The sequence below is a fragment of the Pseudonocardia kunmingensis genome (assembly GCF_006716445.1).
Taxonomy (GTDB): Bacteria; Actinomycetota; Actinomycetes; order Mycobacteriales; family Pseudonocardiaceae; genus Pseudonocardia; species Pseudonocardia kunmingensis.
Genome location: NZ_VFPA01000002.1, coordinates 657,499 through 672,998, shown reverse-complemented (window position 1 = coordinate 672,998; position 15,500 = coordinate 657,499). Strand labels below are relative to the sequence as shown.

12 protein-coding genes are annotated in these 15,500 nt (G+C 72.3%); 4 read left to right on the top strand and 8 right to left on the bottom strand.

Going from position 1 to position 15,500, the window contains the following annotated elements:
• Positions 1-238: 238 nt before the first annotated feature.
• From FB558_RS19030 to FB558_RS19005, 6 genes are all read right to left on the bottom strand, one after another.
• A complete protein-coding gene (locus FB558_RS19030; RefSeq protein ID WP_142055341.1) occupies positions 239-1,219 on the bottom strand; it encodes an aldo/keto reductase in 981 nt (326 codons plus the stop codon).
• 41 nt (positions 1,220-1,260) lie between these two features.
• Positions 1,261-2,136, bottom strand: coding sequence for an NAD-dependent epimerase/dehydratase family protein (locus FB558_RS19025; protein WP_142055339.1), 876 nt, complete (start codon positions 2,134-2,136; stop codon positions 1,261-1,263).
• Between the two features lie 71 nt (positions 2,137-2,207).
• Positions 2,208-4,871 carry an aconitate hydratase AcnA gene (gene acnA, locus FB558_RS19020; RefSeq protein ID WP_142055337.1) on the bottom strand — a complete coding sequence of 888 codons (2,664 nt, stop codon included), beginning with the start codon at positions 4,869-4,871 and terminating at the stop codon, positions 2,208-2,210.
• Positions 4,868-5,710, bottom strand: a complete 843-nt coding sequence (locus tag FB558_RS19015; protein WP_142055335.1) for a citryl-CoA lyase — start codon at positions 5,708-5,710, stop codon at positions 4,868-4,870. The genes acnA and FB558_RS19015 overlap by 4 nt, the downstream gene beginning before the upstream one ends.
• On the bottom strand, positions 5,707-6,912 hold the full coding sequence (locus FB558_RS19010) for a CaiB/BaiF CoA transferase family protein (protein ID WP_142055332.1): 1,206 nt from the start codon (positions 6,910-6,912) through the stop codon (positions 5,707-5,709). Before FB558_RS19010 ends, FB558_RS19015 begins: the two co-directional genes overlap by 4 nt.
• Positions 6,909-7,682, bottom strand: a complete 774-nt coding sequence (locus tag FB558_RS19005; protein WP_142055330.1) for an IclR family transcriptional regulator — start codon at positions 7,680-7,682, stop codon at positions 6,909-6,911. The genes FB558_RS19010 and FB558_RS19005 overlap by 4 nt, the downstream gene beginning before the upstream one ends.
• Positions 7,683-7,840: 158 nt before the next feature.
• Here FB558_RS19005 and FB558_RS19000 point away from each other — a divergent pair, with 158 nt between their 5' ends.
• Genes FB558_RS19000 through FB558_RS18985 form a run of 4 tightly spaced genes read left to right on the top strand, consistent with a single transcriptional unit; the run spans position 7,841 to position 13,273 of the window.
• Positions 7,841-9,235, top strand: a complete 1,395-nt coding sequence (locus FB558_RS19000) for an FAD-binding protein (RefSeq protein ID WP_170231405.1) — start codon at positions 7,841-7,843, stop codon at positions 9,233-9,235.
• Positions 9,236-9,268: 33 nt separating this feature from the next.
• The gene (locus FB558_RS18995) at positions 9,269-10,612 is read left to right on the top strand and encodes an MFS transporter (protein ID WP_142055325.1); all 1,344 of its coding nucleotides are present in this window, start codon (positions 9,269-9,271) and stop codon (positions 10,610-10,612) included.
• A 45-nt stretch (positions 10,613-10,657) separates the two neighbouring features.
• Positions 10,658-12,181 (top strand): aldehyde dehydrogenase, encoded by a 1,524-nt coding sequence (locus FB558_RS18990; protein ID WP_142055324.1) that lies wholly within the window; start codon positions 10,658-10,660, stop codon positions 12,179-12,181.
• Between the two features lie 30 nt (positions 12,182-12,211).
• Positions 12,212-13,273, top strand: a complete 1,062-nt coding sequence (locus tag FB558_RS18985) for a hypothetical protein (protein ID WP_142055323.1) — start codon at positions 12,212-12,214, stop codon at positions 13,271-13,273.
• Positions 13,274-13,397: 124 nt separating this feature from the next.
• Here the strand turns inward: FB558_RS18985 and FB558_RS18980 are convergent, their stop codons facing one another.
• Complete coding sequence (locus tag FB558_RS18980; protein ID WP_142055322.1) at positions 13,398-14,057, bottom strand: GntR family transcriptional regulator; 660 nt, start codon at positions 14,055-14,057, stop codon at positions 13,398-13,400.
• Positions 14,058-14,084: 27 nt separating this feature from the next.
• Positions 14,085-15,419 (bottom strand): MFS transporter, encoded by a 1,335-nt coding sequence (locus FB558_RS18975; RefSeq protein ID WP_170231404.1) that lies wholly within the window; start codon positions 15,417-15,419, stop codon positions 14,085-14,087.
• Positions 15,420-15,500 lie beyond the last annotated feature (81 nt).

The following is a 15,500-nucleotide window of genomic DNA, read 5'->3' as shown; positions in this document are numbered from 1 at the left end:
CGCGTCCAGCGGGAGCTGGATCCCCGTCACGAACTTCGCCTCGTCGGACACGAGCTCTCGGGCATCGCCGGCAGCGCGGCGCGCTCGAACGGAACACCCCGGGCGGGGCTGGTGTCCGCGACGCACCGCCGAGATGAGCGTGAGCATCGCGCGGGGAGTACACCGAGTTCGCGCTGAACATCGCCGGCGGCGGCGGGTACTGAGCCACGCCGGGCGCGCAGCCGCCGTGGGTTGCGTGTCAGCGGAATCCGACGACGGGGTGCGGCACGTAGGGCTCCTCCAGCACCGTCCGCTCCTCGGCGGTGAGCTCCAGGTCCAGGGCCGCGACGGCGTCCTCGAGATGGTGGGGCTTCGTCGCACCGACGATCGGCGCCGTGACGCCCGGTGTGCCCGCCACCCAGGCCAGGGCCACCTGCGCGCGCGGCACCCCGCGCTTCTCCGCGATCTCGGCGACCCGCTCCGCGACGACGCGGTCGGCGTCGTCGGTGCGGCGGTAGAGGGCCGCGCCGAACCGATCGGCCGTCGAGCGTTCGGTCTGCTCGTCCCAGTCCCGGGTGAGCCTGCCGCGTGCGAGCGGGCTCCACGGGAGGACCCCGATCCCCTGGTCCCGGCAGAACGGGATCATCTCCCGTTCCTCCTCGCGGTGGATCAGGTTGTAGTGGTTCTGCATGCTGACGAAGCGGGTCCAGCCGTGCAGGTCCGCGGTGTAGAGCGCCTTGGCGAACTGCCAGGCGTACATGGACGACGCCCCGAGGTAGCGGACCTTGCCCGCGCGCACCAGGTCGTGCAGCGCCTCGAGCGTCTCCTCGATCGGGGTGTGCGGGTCCCACCGGTGGATCTGATAGAGGTCGACGTGGTCGGTGCCGAGCCTGCGCAGACTGTCTTCGATCGCGGTCATGATCGCCTTGCGCGACAGACCGCCGCCGTTCGGACCCGAGCGCCACGGCGTGTAGACCTTCGTGGCGACCACGACCTCGTCCCGGCGGGCGTACTCGAGCAGGGCCCGACCGAGGATCTCCTCGCTGCTGCCCGCCGAGTACTCGTTGGCGGTGTCGAAGAAGGTGACGCCGAGGTCGAGCGCCCGCCGCAGGAACGGCCGGCTCGCCTCCTCACCGAGGGTCCACTCGTGGCGCTCGCGCGTGGGCTCGCCATAGCTCATGCATCCGAGTGCGAGCCGAGACACCTCGAGTCCGGTGCGGCCCAGCCTGACGTACTCCATGCAATTCTCCCTGGGACGGGTCAGAGGCTGACTAGGGTGAATCAGTCGGAGAGGTGGTCACGCCAGGACCGCTTGGGGTTCCATCCGAACACCCGGCGGGCCTTGTCGATCGCGATCCCACCCGCGTCGGGCCGCGGCAGGTCCCGAAGCGGCGGCGCGGTGTCGCCGTACGCCTGCTTCAACAGGTCGGCCAGCGGGCGGCCGAGCAGGTTGTCCGGCTGCGCGGCGTAGACGACCTCGTGGCCCGGGGTGTCCGCCGCCGCCGCGAGGACGACCAGGCCCGCGAGGTCGTCGGCGTCCACGTAGGACCATTGATTGGGGAACGGCCGCACCGGCGCCTGCTGGAGCCGGGAGACGAACGTCGGGTACATCTCGGTGCTCACCACCAGCGACGGACGCACCGACACCGCGGTCGCGTCCGACCGGCGAACCAGCGCCTCGCAGATCTGCTCACCGACGAACTTCGACAGCGCGTACCCGTCCTGCGGCCGCACCGGGTGCTCCTCGTCGACCGGGAGATAGTCCGGCACGAACGGCCGCTCCGCGGTCACGAACCCCGGCACCGTCTCGCTCGAGAGATACACCAGCCGACCGATCCCGCTGCGCGCCATCGCCTCGGCGACGTTGAACGTCGCCGAGGCGTTCGTCGCGAACACCACGTGCGCCGGGTCGTGCGCCGGATCGGGCAGGCCCGCCGCGTGCACCACCACGTCCGGCCGCGCCTTGTGCACGATCGCGATCGCCTGCCCGTAGTCGGTGAGGTCCGCCCGCAGGTACGGGGCGGCACCGGCGTCGGCCGCCGGACCGTAGTCCGGTGCACCGATGTCGGTCGCGGTCACCCGGTGCCCGGCGGCCTGCGCCGCCGCGACGACCCGCCGCCCGACCTTGCCCCGGGCCCCCGTCACGAGCAGTCGCATGAATCCTCCGAGTCACGGCGTCATGGAAACAGTATCCTTTGTATCCGACCCCGCCCGGCGGGCAAGGTCGGTCAGCCCTGGTCGGCGAGCGAGACCTTCTCCCGGTCCGCCCATGTCTGAAGGGATGATCCGCCCCCGACCCGCAGGTCGCTGACGCTGCCCGCGACCAGCCCCGGCAGCAGCCCGCCCGCCTGGAGCCACTCGGCCTCCTGGACGGTGTCGACGCGGGAGCGGGCCCACACCCGCTCCACCCGCTCGCCCCGCCGGACCCGGACCTCGACGGTGCCACCCGGCACGCCTCCCTCGGCGATCCCGAGCAGGTCCAGGGTCTCGGAGCCGTCCAGCCCGGCCACGAACCCGGCGTCCACCTGCAGCGGCAGGACACCGAGGGCCACGAGGTTGATCCGGTGGATCCGCTCGAAGCCGACGGCGAGGACCGCGCGCACGCCGAGCAGCCTGGTGACCTTGGCCGCCCAGTCCCGGGCCGACCCCACCCCGTAGGAGTCGCCCGCCACGACGACCACGGGCTCCCCGCGCTCGCGGTAGCGCTCCGCGGCCTCGTGGATCTCGACGATGTCACCCTCCGGGAAGAGCCGGGTGACCCCACCTCCGGGCCCCGGGGCGATGCGGTTGTGGAGCCTGGGGTTCGCGAAACCGCCGAGGAGCATGACGTCGTGGTTGAGTCGTCGGCTGCTGAAGGAGCCGAACATCTCGGGCGGCACACCGCGTTCGGCGAGCCAGCGTCCGGCGGCCGAGGCCGGCTCGATCCGGGCGATCGGGGAGATGTCATCCGTGGTCACGCCGTCGGGCAGCAGGAGCAGCTGCCGGGCGGCGAGTAGGTCGTCCCCGCCCCTCGCGGTGCCGAGGTCCAGGTCGGCGAACGGGGGCCTGCGGATGACGCCGCTCTCCGCCTCCCACGCGTATCCGGCACCGCCGGTCGGCCCGCGGCCTCCGATCGCTGCCGGGACCAGGGACAACCCTTCGCGCAGCGCGGCCGTCGCCGCGGCCCCGTCGGCCAGGGCCGCGATCTCCTCGTCGGAGGGCCAGAGCTCGTGCAGGTGCACCGGTCTGCCCTCCGGGTCCCGGCCCACCGGCTCGTGGTCGAGGTCGACCAGGACGGACCCGGCGAGGGCCGCCGCGACGACCAGCGGCGGGGAGGCCAGGTACGAGCCCGCCACCCGGGGATGGATCCGCCCCGGGAAGTTCCGGTTGCCGGACAGCACCGCCACCGTCGCCGGACCATCGGCCCCGAGCTGAGCCTCGACCTCCGGGACGAGGGGCCCCGAGTTGCCCATGCAGGTAGCGCACCCGTGCCCGGCGACCTGGAAGCCGAGCCGGTCGAGGCTCGCCTGCAGGCCGGTCCCGGCCAACATCCGGGACGTCGCGCGCGACCCGGGCGTGAGCGAGGTCTTGACCCAGGCGGGTGGACGGAGCCCGCGGGCGACGGCGTTGCGCGCCAGCAGGCCCGCCGCGACCATCGACCGGGGGTTCGCGGTGTTCGTACAGCTCGTGATCGCGGCGATGACGACGTCCCCGTCCCGCAACCCGCCCCGCACCTCCCCTCGGGACCGGCTCGCACTCGCGGGGACCGCGGCCATTTCGAGCCGCTGAGCCGGGCGGGAGGGGCCCGCCATCGTCCGGGACACCGTCGCGAGATCGAGGTCGAGCGTTCGGGCGAACCGCGGCTCCGGCACGCCGGGGCCGGCCAGCATGCCCTGTGCGGTCAGGTAGGCCTCGACCATCGCGACGTGCGCGTCCGGGCGCCCGGTGACGCGCAGATAGGCGAGCGTCGCGCGGTCCGGCGGGAAGAAGGCCATCGTGGCGCCGTACTCGGGTGCCATGTTGGCGACGGTCGCACGGTCCGGCACTGTCAGGGTGCCGACGCCCGGGCCACAGAACTCCACGACCGACCCGACGACGCCGATCGCGCGCAGCTCGGCGGTCAGCCGCAGGGCGAGGTCGGTGGCGAGCACCCCGCGGGGCAGCGCACCGGTCAGCCGGACACCGACGACCTCCGGGATCCGTTGGACGACCGGCTGGCCGAGGGCCGCGGCGGTGGCCTCGATCCCGCCGACCCCCCAGCCGACCACGGAGAGCGCGTTGACCATCGTGGTGTGGCTGTCGGTCCCGAGCACGGAGTCGAAGCCCGCCAGTCTGCGGCCGTCGACCGGGTCGTCGAGGTGCACGAGCTCGGCGAAGACCTCCAGGTTGAGCTGATGGCAGATCCCGATGCCCGGCGGGACGACCCGCAGGCCGGGGAACCGCTCGGCGGCGAACTCGAGGAACCGGTAGCGGTCGCTGTGCCGCTCGAGCTCGCGGGCCAGGTTGTGGGTGGCGGCATCGGAGGTACCCGCGCGGTCGACCTCGAGCGCGTGGTCGACGACCAGGTCCATCCGCAGCCGGGGCGTCACGGCGGCCGGGTCGCCGCCGCGCTCGCGGGCCGCGTCCTGCAGGGTGAGGAGATCGGCGAGGACGGGGATCCCGGAGGCGTCCTGGAGCAGGATCCGCCGGGGTCGGAACGTCATCGTGCCCGCACCGGCCCCCGTGGCGCCGTCGACGAGGGCCCGCAGCAGCGGCCCGGCCTCCGACCCACCGCGCAGGGCGTGCTCGGCGAAGATCCGCGTCGAGTACGGGAGCGTGCCGAGGGGGCCGAGCCCCGCGGCGGCCTCCGCCGCGGGCAGGCTGACCAGGTCGACGCCGGGGTGGCCCGGCAGCGGACGACGGGAGGCCGTCACGGCGTGCCGGTGTCGGGGAGGCGGAGGGCCGCACCGGTGTAGGTCGGCAGGAGCGGGGGCGGGATCGGGCCCTTGATCCGGCGCCCGGAGCTCCGTTCCTCCCAGGCGTGCGCGAGGATCCCGACCGAGCGGGACAGCACGAACAGCCCGCGGCCGAGCTCAGGCTCGAAGCCCAGCTCGGCGTAGACGACGGCGGTCGCCCCGTCGATGTTCATCGGCACCGGACGACGACGCCCCGCGGCGAGCTGCGCCTCCAGCTCGAGGGCGATCTCCAGGTGCCCCCCGGCCAGCCTGCCCGCCGCGACCTCGGCCTCGACCGCGCCGATCAGCGGGTCGCGGCGGGGGTCCCGCGGGTGGAAGCGGTGCCCGAAGCCGGGCACGAACCGCCCCTCGCCGCGGTAGCGGGCGAGCAGCTCCGCCACCGCTGCGGCCACCGGCACGTCGTCGGAGACGCAGGTGTGCCGCAGGTCGGAGAGGAGCTGCATGCACTGCTGGCCCGCTCCCCCGTGCACGTCACCGAGCAGGTTCACCCCGGTGGCGACAGCGCTGTTGAGGCCGACGCCGCAGGTCGCGGCCATCCGCGCGGCGGCGATCGAGGGTGCCTGCGGCCCGTGGTCCACGGCCGCGACGAGGGCCTGCTCGAGCAGGGCCGCCTCGTGCACGGCGGGCAGCTCGCCCCGCAGCATGAGCCAGATCGTGGCCGGGAAGCTCACCGTGCCGATCAGCGACTCGACCGGGTACCCGCGGAGCCGCACCACGCCCGGCTCGATCTCCGAGACCGAGGTGGACCACCAGTCCGACACCACATTGCCGTCGACCGCGGCCTGGGTCTCGCTCATACGGCACCCCCGGAACGCAGCTCGGCGATGTCCGCGGGGCCGTAGCCGAGCTCTGCCAGCAGGGCGTCGGTGTGCTCGCCGAGGCGCGGCGGCGCCGCCGTCGGCCGGACCGGCGCGCCGTCGACCTGCGTCGGCAGCCCGACGACCCGCAACGGGCCCCCGTCCTCACGAGGGGACGGGAGCTCGATGACGAGGCCGCGGTGGGCGACCTGCTCGGACCGGAGCGCCTCGGGGACGCTGACGACCGGCGCCGCGGGCACGCCGGTCGGGAGCAGGATCTCGTCCCACTCGAGCGCGGTCCGCTCCTTGAGCGAGGTCTCGAGCTCTGCCCGGAGGATCTCCCGGTGCGCCTTGCGGTCGTCCCGGGTCAGGAACCGGGGGTCGTCGATCAGTTCCGTGCGGTCGAGGACCCGGCAGAGCGTCTCGAACTGCTCCTGCTTGTTGGCGGCGATGTTCAGTGCGCCGTCGGCCGTCTCGAACGTGCCTGACGGCGCGGAGGTGACGTTCTCGTTCCCCATCGGGGCGGGCTCGCGACCGGCGACGAGTTGATCGGAGACCACCCACCCCATCGACGTCAGCGCTGCGTCGAGCATCGAGACGTCCAGGTACGCCCCCTCGCCGGTGCGCTGCCGACGGACGAGGGCCGCCGAGATGGCGAAGGCGGCGGCGAGTCCGCCGAAGCTGTCGCACACCGGGTAGCCGACCCGCAGCGGGGCGGTCTGCGGCGTGCCCGTCACGCTCATGATTCCCGACATCCCCTGGATGACCTGGTCGTACGCTGGGCGTTGGGACAGCGGTCCGGTGGCCCCGAACCCGGAGACCGCGCAGTAGACGAGCCCGGGGTTCAGCTCGCGCAACCGGTCGCGGCCGAACCCGAGCCGGTCCAGGACACCGGGCCTGAAGTTCTCCAGCAGGACGTCCGCCCGGTCGACCAGGCGTGCGAAGACCTCCCGGCCCGCGTCGTTCTTCAGGTTCACCGTGATCGAGCGCTTGCCTGCGTTCTGCGCGAGGAAGGACACCCCGAGGTTCTCACGGCTCAGCTCCGGGTCCGCGCCGAGCTGACGAGCGAGGTCACCGGTTCCGGGCACCTCGACCTTCACCACGTCCGCCCCCAGCAGCGCCAGCTGGTACCCGGCGAAGGGGCCCGCGAGGACGTTGGTCATGTCGAGCACGGTGACCCCGGCCAGGAGCCCGGCGGTCACAGGAACACCTCGACGCTGCCCAGACCGGCCGCGCTGATCCGCTGGGCCGCGTCGGTGACGGCGTCGACGTACCCGCCGATGCGGTCGGCGGTGAAACGCGACGTCGGGCCGCTCACCGACAGGGAGGCGACCACCCGCCCGTGCCTGCGGATCGGCACGGCGACGGAGGACGCGCCCAGCTCCCGCTCGCCGTGGGTCACCGAGTACCCGATCTCGGCCGTGCCGGCGACCTCCCGTCGCAGGGCGGCGAGGTCGACCTCGGGGTGGCGCCTCTCCAGCAGCTCCCACACCGGAGCCGGAGCGGCACCGAGCAGCACCTTCGCCGTTGCGCCCTGGGTGAGGGGGAGCTGTGCGCCGACGGTGACGACGCTGCGCACCGTCGTGGTGCCCTCCTGCTGGGCGATCGAGACCCGGGAGGCGTCCTGGCGGATGTAGAGGTTCACCGTCTCACCGCACCGGTCGACCAGCTCGCGCATGACCCGCCGGGTCCCCTCGCTCACTTCCCACATCGCCTCGGAGAGCCGCACCCACTGCAGGAACCTGGCGCCGAGCCCGTAGGTACCGTCCTGGCGGTCGGCGACCAGGCCGAGGCCCTCGAGCGTGGCCAACAGGCGCACCACCGTGGTCTTGGGGAGCTCGGTGAGCGTCACGATCTCGCGCAGCGGTCGCCACGGGTGCTCGGCGTCGAAGAGATCGAGCAGGTCGACCGCCCGCATGATGCTGCGGACCCCGCCGTCCGCCCGTCCCGACGCAGTCTCTGTCATGGGCATGTCGACACCGTAAACCACATCGTGGTTCCGTCAAACCGACAGACGGGTTGCGGCTCGCATACGTGGTGTGTTTCGATCCTGCCGCTCGCAATGAACCGTCGTGCGGTTCACCGAGACCACTTGGTGGACGCCCAGTGTGGGGTCAAGGAGGCGGAAGCGTGACGGAGCACCGGACGGACCTCGTCGTCGTCGGTTGCGGCGCGGGCGGTCTGTCGACCGCCGTGCAGTTCCTGCAGAGCGCGCCGGGAGCCGAGGTCGTCGTCCTCGAACGCACCCCTCGCGCCCGGCGCGGTGGGAACACGGCATGGACGGGCGCGTTCTTCCGGCTGGAGCCGGACGGCACGCCTGCACCGGACTTCGAGCAGCGCATGCTCGACCTGAGCGAGGGTCGGACCGATCCGGCCATCGTCTCGCGGCTGGCCGCGGAGGCCGAGCCGACGATGCGGTGGCTCGAGGCACAGGGCGTGAAGACGATCGCCGACACGACCTACTTCCTCACGTCGAAGGGCCCCCGACTGATGCCCGCGGGTGGTGGTGCCGCGATCGTGGAGCAGCTCTGCACCCGGGTGGAGGAACTCGGCGGCACCATCGTCTACGAGACGACGGCGACCCGGCTCCTGCAGGACGACGAGGGCCGCGTCGTGGGCCTCGCGGCAACCGACGCCGGCGGGGACGAGGTCGTCTGGCACGCCCCGACCGTCGTGCTCGCCTGCGGCGGATTCGAGGGGAGCCCCGATCTGCTCGCGGAGCACCTCGGCGAGCACGGATCCGCCCTCCCGACGATCACCCCCGGCGGACGGGCCAACCAGGGCGAGGGCCTGATCATGGGCATCGCCGCCGGCGCGGACGTGGACGGGCAGTTCGACCGCTTCCACGGGGAGCCGGTGGACCCTCGGGCGCACTGCGCCGAGGCGCTCGTGATGGTCTACCCGTACGGGATCCTGGTCGACCACGGAGGCAACCGGTTCGTCGACGAGGGCTCCGACACCCCCGACAACACCTTCGAGCACGTGGCGTACCGGATCTGGCGCGACGCCGACCAGTTCGCCTACCTGATCGCCGACCAGAAGCTGGCCCGCCAGGAGATCGGCCGCGCGGTACTCACCGACCGCGCACCGGAGAGCGCCGACACCCTCGTTGAGCTGGCCGGTCGGCTCGACATCGATCCCTCGAGCCTCGAGGCGACGGTCGCGACCTACAACGCCGCCGCCGTCCCCGGGCCCCTCGACCTCACCCGGCTCGACGGCGTCAGGACCACCGGCCTGACGCCCCCGAAGTCGAACTGGGCCCGCCCGATCGACGAGCCCCCGTTCGTCGCCTGGCCGGTGACCTGCGCGATCACCTTCACCTTCGGCGGGCTGCGCACCGACGCGGATGCCCGGGTGCTGACCGCCGCGGGCGCGTCCGTGCCCGGCCTCTACGCCGTCGGCGAGATCGCCGGCATCTACCACGGCAAGTACCCGGGGGCGACCTCCGTGCTCCGCGCGTTGGCCTTCGGGCGGATCGCCGGACGCACCGCCGCCGGCCGCGTTCGACAGCCCTCCGCCGGCTGATCCCCGTTCCTCCCCGCCGAATCGATGAGGCCCATGGCGACACAGAACACCACGACCACGCCCCAGAGGACCGCCCGCCGCGCCGCGGTCGCGAGCCTGGTCGGCACCACCATCGAATGGTTCGACTTCTTCATCTACGGTCTCGCCGCCGCCCTGGTGTTCGGCGATCTCTTCTTCCCCGCCTACGACGAGCACACCGGGCGCCTCGCGTCGTTCGCCACCCTGGCGGTGGCGTTCCTCGCCCGCCCGGTCGGAGCCGCGATCTTCGGCCACCTCGGCGACCGGCTGGGGCGCAAAAGCACACTGATCGCCACTCTCGGCATCATGGGTGCGGCGACGGGACTGATCGGCTGCCTCCCGACCTACTCGAGCATCGGCCTGTGGGCCCCGGTCCTGCTCATCGTGCTCCGGCTGTTCCAGGGCCTGGCCGTCGGTGGCGAATGGGGCGGCGCGGTGCTGATGTCGGTCGAACACGCCCCCGCCTCGAAGGTGCGCCTCTACGGGGCCGCACCGCAGATGGGCAGCCCGCTCGGCCTGGTGCTGGCCACGCTCGTCATGGCGGCGATCGGCGGCCTGCCCGACGACCAGCTGCTCAGCTGGGGGTGGCGGATCCCATTCCTCGCCGGGTTCGTTCTCGTCGCTGTGGGCCTGGTGATCCGGCTCGGGGTCGCGGAATCCGCCGAGTTCGCCGAGGTGAAGGAGACGGGCACCCGGTCCCGGATCCCGCTGCGCGACGTCGTCGCCCACTCCGGGCGGGGCCTGCTGTCCGGTATCGGGCTGCAGGCCGGAGTCAACGTCGTGTTCTACGTGATCTCGGTGTACTTCCTGTCCTACGCCGTCAACTCCCTCGGGCTCGCCCGGAGCACCGCGCTGGTGATCGTGACCGTCGCGGCCGCGGTCGACATGCTGTGCATCCCGCTGTTCGCCCACCTCGGCGACCGGTTCGGCGCCCGCCGCGTCTTCGTCGGAGGCACCGTCTTCACCGTGGTCGCCGCGTTCCCCTTCTTCCTGCTGCTCAACACCGGCAACGTGGCCGCGGTGGCGGTGACGATCACCGTGATGCTGGTGTTCGCCCACGCCACCACCTATGCGGTCGTGTCCAGCATGATCGCCGAGCTCTTCCCGACCCGGGTCCGCTACAGCGGAACGGCGCTGAGCAACGCCCTCGGCGGTCTCGTGTTCAGCGCCCCCACCCCGTTCCTCGCCGAGGCCCTCGTGGGCGGCTCGGGCGGGACCTGGTGGCCGCTGTCGGTGATGGTCGTCGTCGCCGCCCTGATCTCGGTGGCGGCCGTCGCGGCGAGGCCGCGCCGGACCGGCGACACACCGGAACCGACAGCACCGGCGAGCCACCTGCACGACGCCGACGCGGTCCACTGACAGCATCAGCCCGCACCGCACCGCCCATCCCGCAAGGAAGGACCCATGACCTCCACCGTCGACCACATCGCGACGAACGCCATCACCGAGCGCGAGCACTACCGCATGCTCATCGGGGGCCGCTGGGTCGAGGCCTCCGACGGCGCCCGCTTCGACTCGATCAACCCCTTCGACGGCAGGCACTGGGCCGACGTCCCCACCGCCACCGGGCAGGATGTCGACGCGGCCGTCCGGGCCGCCCGCGAGGCCTTCGAGAACGGGCCCTGGGCCGCGTCGACCCCGGCGCAGCGCTCCGCGGTGCTCCGCAAGCTCGGGGACCTGATCGCCGCGAACGCCGACGAGCTCGCCCGGATCCAGGTCCTGGAGAACGGCAAACTGATCCGCGAGGTCGGCGGTCAGACCCGGGCGCTGTCCGGCCACTGCTACTTCTACGCGGGTGTCGCGGAGACCATGCACGGCCAGACCGTCGCGAGCAGCGTGCCCAACATGCACGTGTTCACCGTGCGGGAGCCGATCGGCGTCGTCGCAGCCATCACGCCCTGGAACAGCCCGCTCGCGCTGCTGCTCTGGAAGCTGTGCCCGGCGCTCGCCGCGGGGAACACTGTCGTGATCAAGCCCTCCGAGGTCACCCCCGTCTCGACAGTGAAGCTCGGTGAGCTCATCACCGCCGCCGGGATCCCGGACGGCGTGGTCAACATCGTGACGGGGGCGGGCCCGACCGGCGCCGCGCTCGCCGGCCACCCCGGCGTCGACAAGGTCGCGTTCACGGGCTCGACCGCGGTCGGCAAGGCCATCGCGGTCACCACGGCCGAGCGACTGGCCCGAGTCTCGCTCGAGCTCGGCGGCAAGTCGCCCAACATCGTCTTCCCGGACGCGGACACGGCCAACACCGTCAACGGCGTCATCGCGGGCGTGTTCGCCGCGACCGGCCAGACCTGCATGGCGGGCTCGCGGGTGCTCGTCCACCAGGACATCTACGACGAGTTCGCCGAGGCACTCGCGGCACGGGTGCGCACGATCAGGATCGGTGACCCGCTCGACCCCGAGACGGAGATGGGCACCGTCGCGTGCCGTCCCCAGTACGAGAAGGTGCTGTCCTACATCGAGATCGCCGAGTCCGAGGGCGCCACCCTGCTCGCGGGCGGCCGCAAGCCGAGCGATCCGGCCCTGGCGGCCGGCCTGTTCGTGGAACCCGCGGTGTTCACGGGCGTCACGAACGACATGCGGATCGCCCAGGAGGAGGTCTTCGGGCCGGTCGTCGTGCTCATCCCGTTCGCCGACGAGGACGACGCGGTGCGGATCGCCAACGACACCCGCTTCGGCCTCGCCGCCGGCGTGTGGACCAACGACATCGCCCGCGCCCTTCGCATGGTCCGGCGCCTGCGCGCAGGCACCGTCTGGGTCAACAACTACCGCAAGACCAACTACGTCGCGCCCTTCGGAGGCTTCAAGGAGAGCGGCATCGGCCGGGAGAACGGCGCCGACGCCGTCAACGAGTACACCGAGCTGAAGACCGTGTGGATCGACATGGGCAACAAGATCACCGACCCCTTCAACCCGCGAGCCTGACCTTCCGCCTGGTCGACAAAGGAGTCCGCCATGTCGTCGCTGCAGTCCCTCGACCTTCGTCTCGACGTCACCGACGCGACCGGGCTCGGCGAGGAGGCCTCGATCGCGGCCACCGTCACGCTGCCGAGCCGGGAGTCGCTGCCGACCGACCGCGCGCCGATCGTCTGCTTCGCCAAGCCCGGGGGCGGCTACTCCCGCGGCTACTACACCGTCGATCTACCCGGCCCGGGAAGCGGTGCGCAGGCGGACTGGCACGCGGAGCGCGGCTGGATCTTCGTATCCGTCGACCATCTCGGCGTGGGCGACAGCTCGACGAAGCACGCGCCGGAGACCCTCGACTACACGCGCCTGTCGGCCGCCGCCGCGGGGGCCGAGCAGCAGATCCTGGACTCGCTCGCCGCGGGCACCCTCGCCGAGGGCTTCCCTGCCGTCCCCGACCCGGTCAAGATCGGCATCGGCCAGTCGATGGGCGGCTGCATGACCATCGTCCAGCAGGGCCGGTACGAGAGCTACGACGGCATCGGGGTGCTCGGCTACAGCGCGGTGCACACCACCCCGCCCGTTCGACCCGGCGACACCGAGATCGTCCCGCCGTGGGTCCCGCGGGACGTCTTCCCCATCACCTGGGCGGACAACGACGCGCTGAGGCCCGAGGGGATAGTCAACAAGGGCATGCTGGCGCGTGCAGGCCTGAGCAGCGATCACGCCGCCGCGGGCGCGGCCATGCGCTGGGGCTTCCACTGGGACGACGTGCCGACCGACGTCGACGACACCACCGACTTCCCGCTGCGGGGCGGCAACCCGCCGCCGTGGGCGTCGACCACGGTGCCCGCCGTGGTCGCGACCTGGTGCATCGTGCCGGGAGCGGTGGCGCCCGAGGCGGCCGCGGTCACCGTGCCCGTGCTGTCGGCCTTCGGCCAGCGGGACGTCGGCAGCGACCCCCGAGGTGAGCTGCGGGCCTACAAGTCCGCGAACTCCGTCGACTTCTACCTCTGCCCCCGGATGGCCCACATGCACAACTTCGCGGGCACCCGGGAACTCCTCTGGCAGCGCCTCGACACCTGGGCGGAGTGGGTGCGCGTCGCCCGTTGACGGCCCGCCCGGGTTCGGGTCCCGGCCGGTGCCGGTGTCGCCCTGTGGGTCGGTCCAGGTCCACTCCGGGGAGGCGCTCACGCAGCAGGCCCACCGCGACGTCCTGGCGCCACGGCACGGTTCGTCAGCGCCGCGGCGGGCGCAGTGACAGCGCGAGCCGGATGTCGCGCGCGTCGGCCATGTGCCGTCGTGCCATCTCACCCGCCGCGGCGGCGTCGCCCGCACGGACATGCACAAGGATCTCCTCGTGCTGCTGGTGTGCCGTCGCCCAGCGACCCGGGGCGCTCAACGTGGTGGCCGGGAGCCTCGCCACCTGCATCGTCAGCCTGTCCTGCAGGTCCTGCAGCGCCGCGTTGTGCGCGGCGAGGGCGAGCGCGTCGTGGAAGGCCCGGTTGGCCGCCATCAGCTCCTCCGGCGTCGCGGTGGCCGGATCGAGCCGGTCCTCGGCGTCGAGGGCGTCCTGCATGCGCAGCAGGTCGAGCTCACCACATCGCTGCGCGGCGTCCTCGGCAATCGCCCGTTCCAACCAGGTGCGCGCCCGGTAGATGTCGTTGATCTCTTCGGCCGAGCGTTCGCGCAGCCGTGCGGTGGTGCCGCGGCGCTCGATCAGTCCGTCCTGCTCGAGCCGGACCAGCGCCTCCCGCACCGGAGTGCGGCTCACCCCGTAGCGCTCGCTCAGAGCGTGCTCCGAGAGCCGGTCCTCCGCGGTGAGCCGGCCGGTGAGCAGGTCCTCGCTGATCCGCACATGGAGCGGGCGCCGGCGCTCGCCTCCCATCACCGTCATCGCACCTCCACCGGGACAGTATGCCGATCACGCCGATGTGGTCGCCGCATCCACGTCCTCGTCCCGGCGTGCCCCCGTCCGGCGCTCGAGCGCCACGGCGTCCGGGGCGAGTGCGGCGGCCACGGCGCTGATCACCGCCGTGAGCATCATGTAACCAGCGAACACCCACGGCCTGCCGGACTGGAACGACACCAGCGCGGTCGCGATCATCGGCAGCGGCCCGCCGAACAGCGCACCGGCGACCTGCACCCCCAGCGACAGGCCGGTATAGCGAACGGGAGCAGGGAACAGCTCGGCGAAGAAGCTCGGCTGGGTGCCGTACACCGATCCGTGGGCGAGGCCGAACGCCACCGCCAGCGCGACGACGAGCAGCGGTGCGGATCGCTGGTCGAGCAGCCAGAAGAACGGCACCGCGGTGGCGGCGAGCACGATGAGCCCGGTGACGTAGACCGGCCGGCGCCCGATCCGGTCGGACAGGATCGCGAACAGCGGCATCGCGACGACCTCGACGGCGGCCCCGATCGCCACGGCCAGCAGCACGGTCGTGCGGTCGAAGCCGAGCGTCGCGGTGGCGTAGGAGAGCACGAAGGTGGCGAAGGTGTAGAAGAACGTGTTCGGGCCCATGTGCGCCAGGATCAGCAGGACGACCTGCCGCGGGTGCCGGCGCAGCACCTCGGCGAGCGGGCTGCGTACGACCTCGCCGCGTGACTTGGTCTCCGTGAACGTCCGGCTCTCGGTCACACCCAGGCGGATGAACAGCCCGACGACGACGAGCACGATGCTGACCAGGAACGGGATCCGCCAACCCCAGGCGAAGAACTGGTCGTCGGGCAGAACGCCGATGGCGAGGAACACGACCGTGCCGACGATCAACCCGAGTGGCACGCCCATCTGCGGCCAGCAGGCCCACAAACCGCGTCGGCCTGCCGGGCTGTGCTCGAACGCCATGACGACGCCGCCGCCGTACTCGCCGCCCACGGCGAAGCCCTGCAGGATCCGCAGCACGACCAGGAGCACAGGTGCGGCGACGCCGATGGTGTCGTAGGTGGGCAACAGGCCGATCAGCGTCGTCGACAGCCCCATCAGCAGCAGCGTGAACACGAGCATCTGCTTGCGCCCCACCCGGTCACCGAAGTGCCCGGCGATGACGCCGCCGAGCGGGCGGGCGAGCCAGCCGACGGCGAAGGTGGCGAAGCTGAGCAGGGTGCCCGCCACCGGGGAGAACTCGGGGAAGAACAACCCGTTGAACACGAGCGCCGCGGCCGTGCCGTAGATGAAGAAGTCGTACCACTCGACGGTGGAGCCGATGAGCGAGGCGACGGCCACGCGCCGGCTCGTGGGAGGGATCGTGGTCGCGGGCATCGTCGGCCTCGTCTCGAAGGGGTGCAATCGGGAACCGGAGCCTGTATACAGGGCCATGCAGCACCACACAAGAACCAGAGG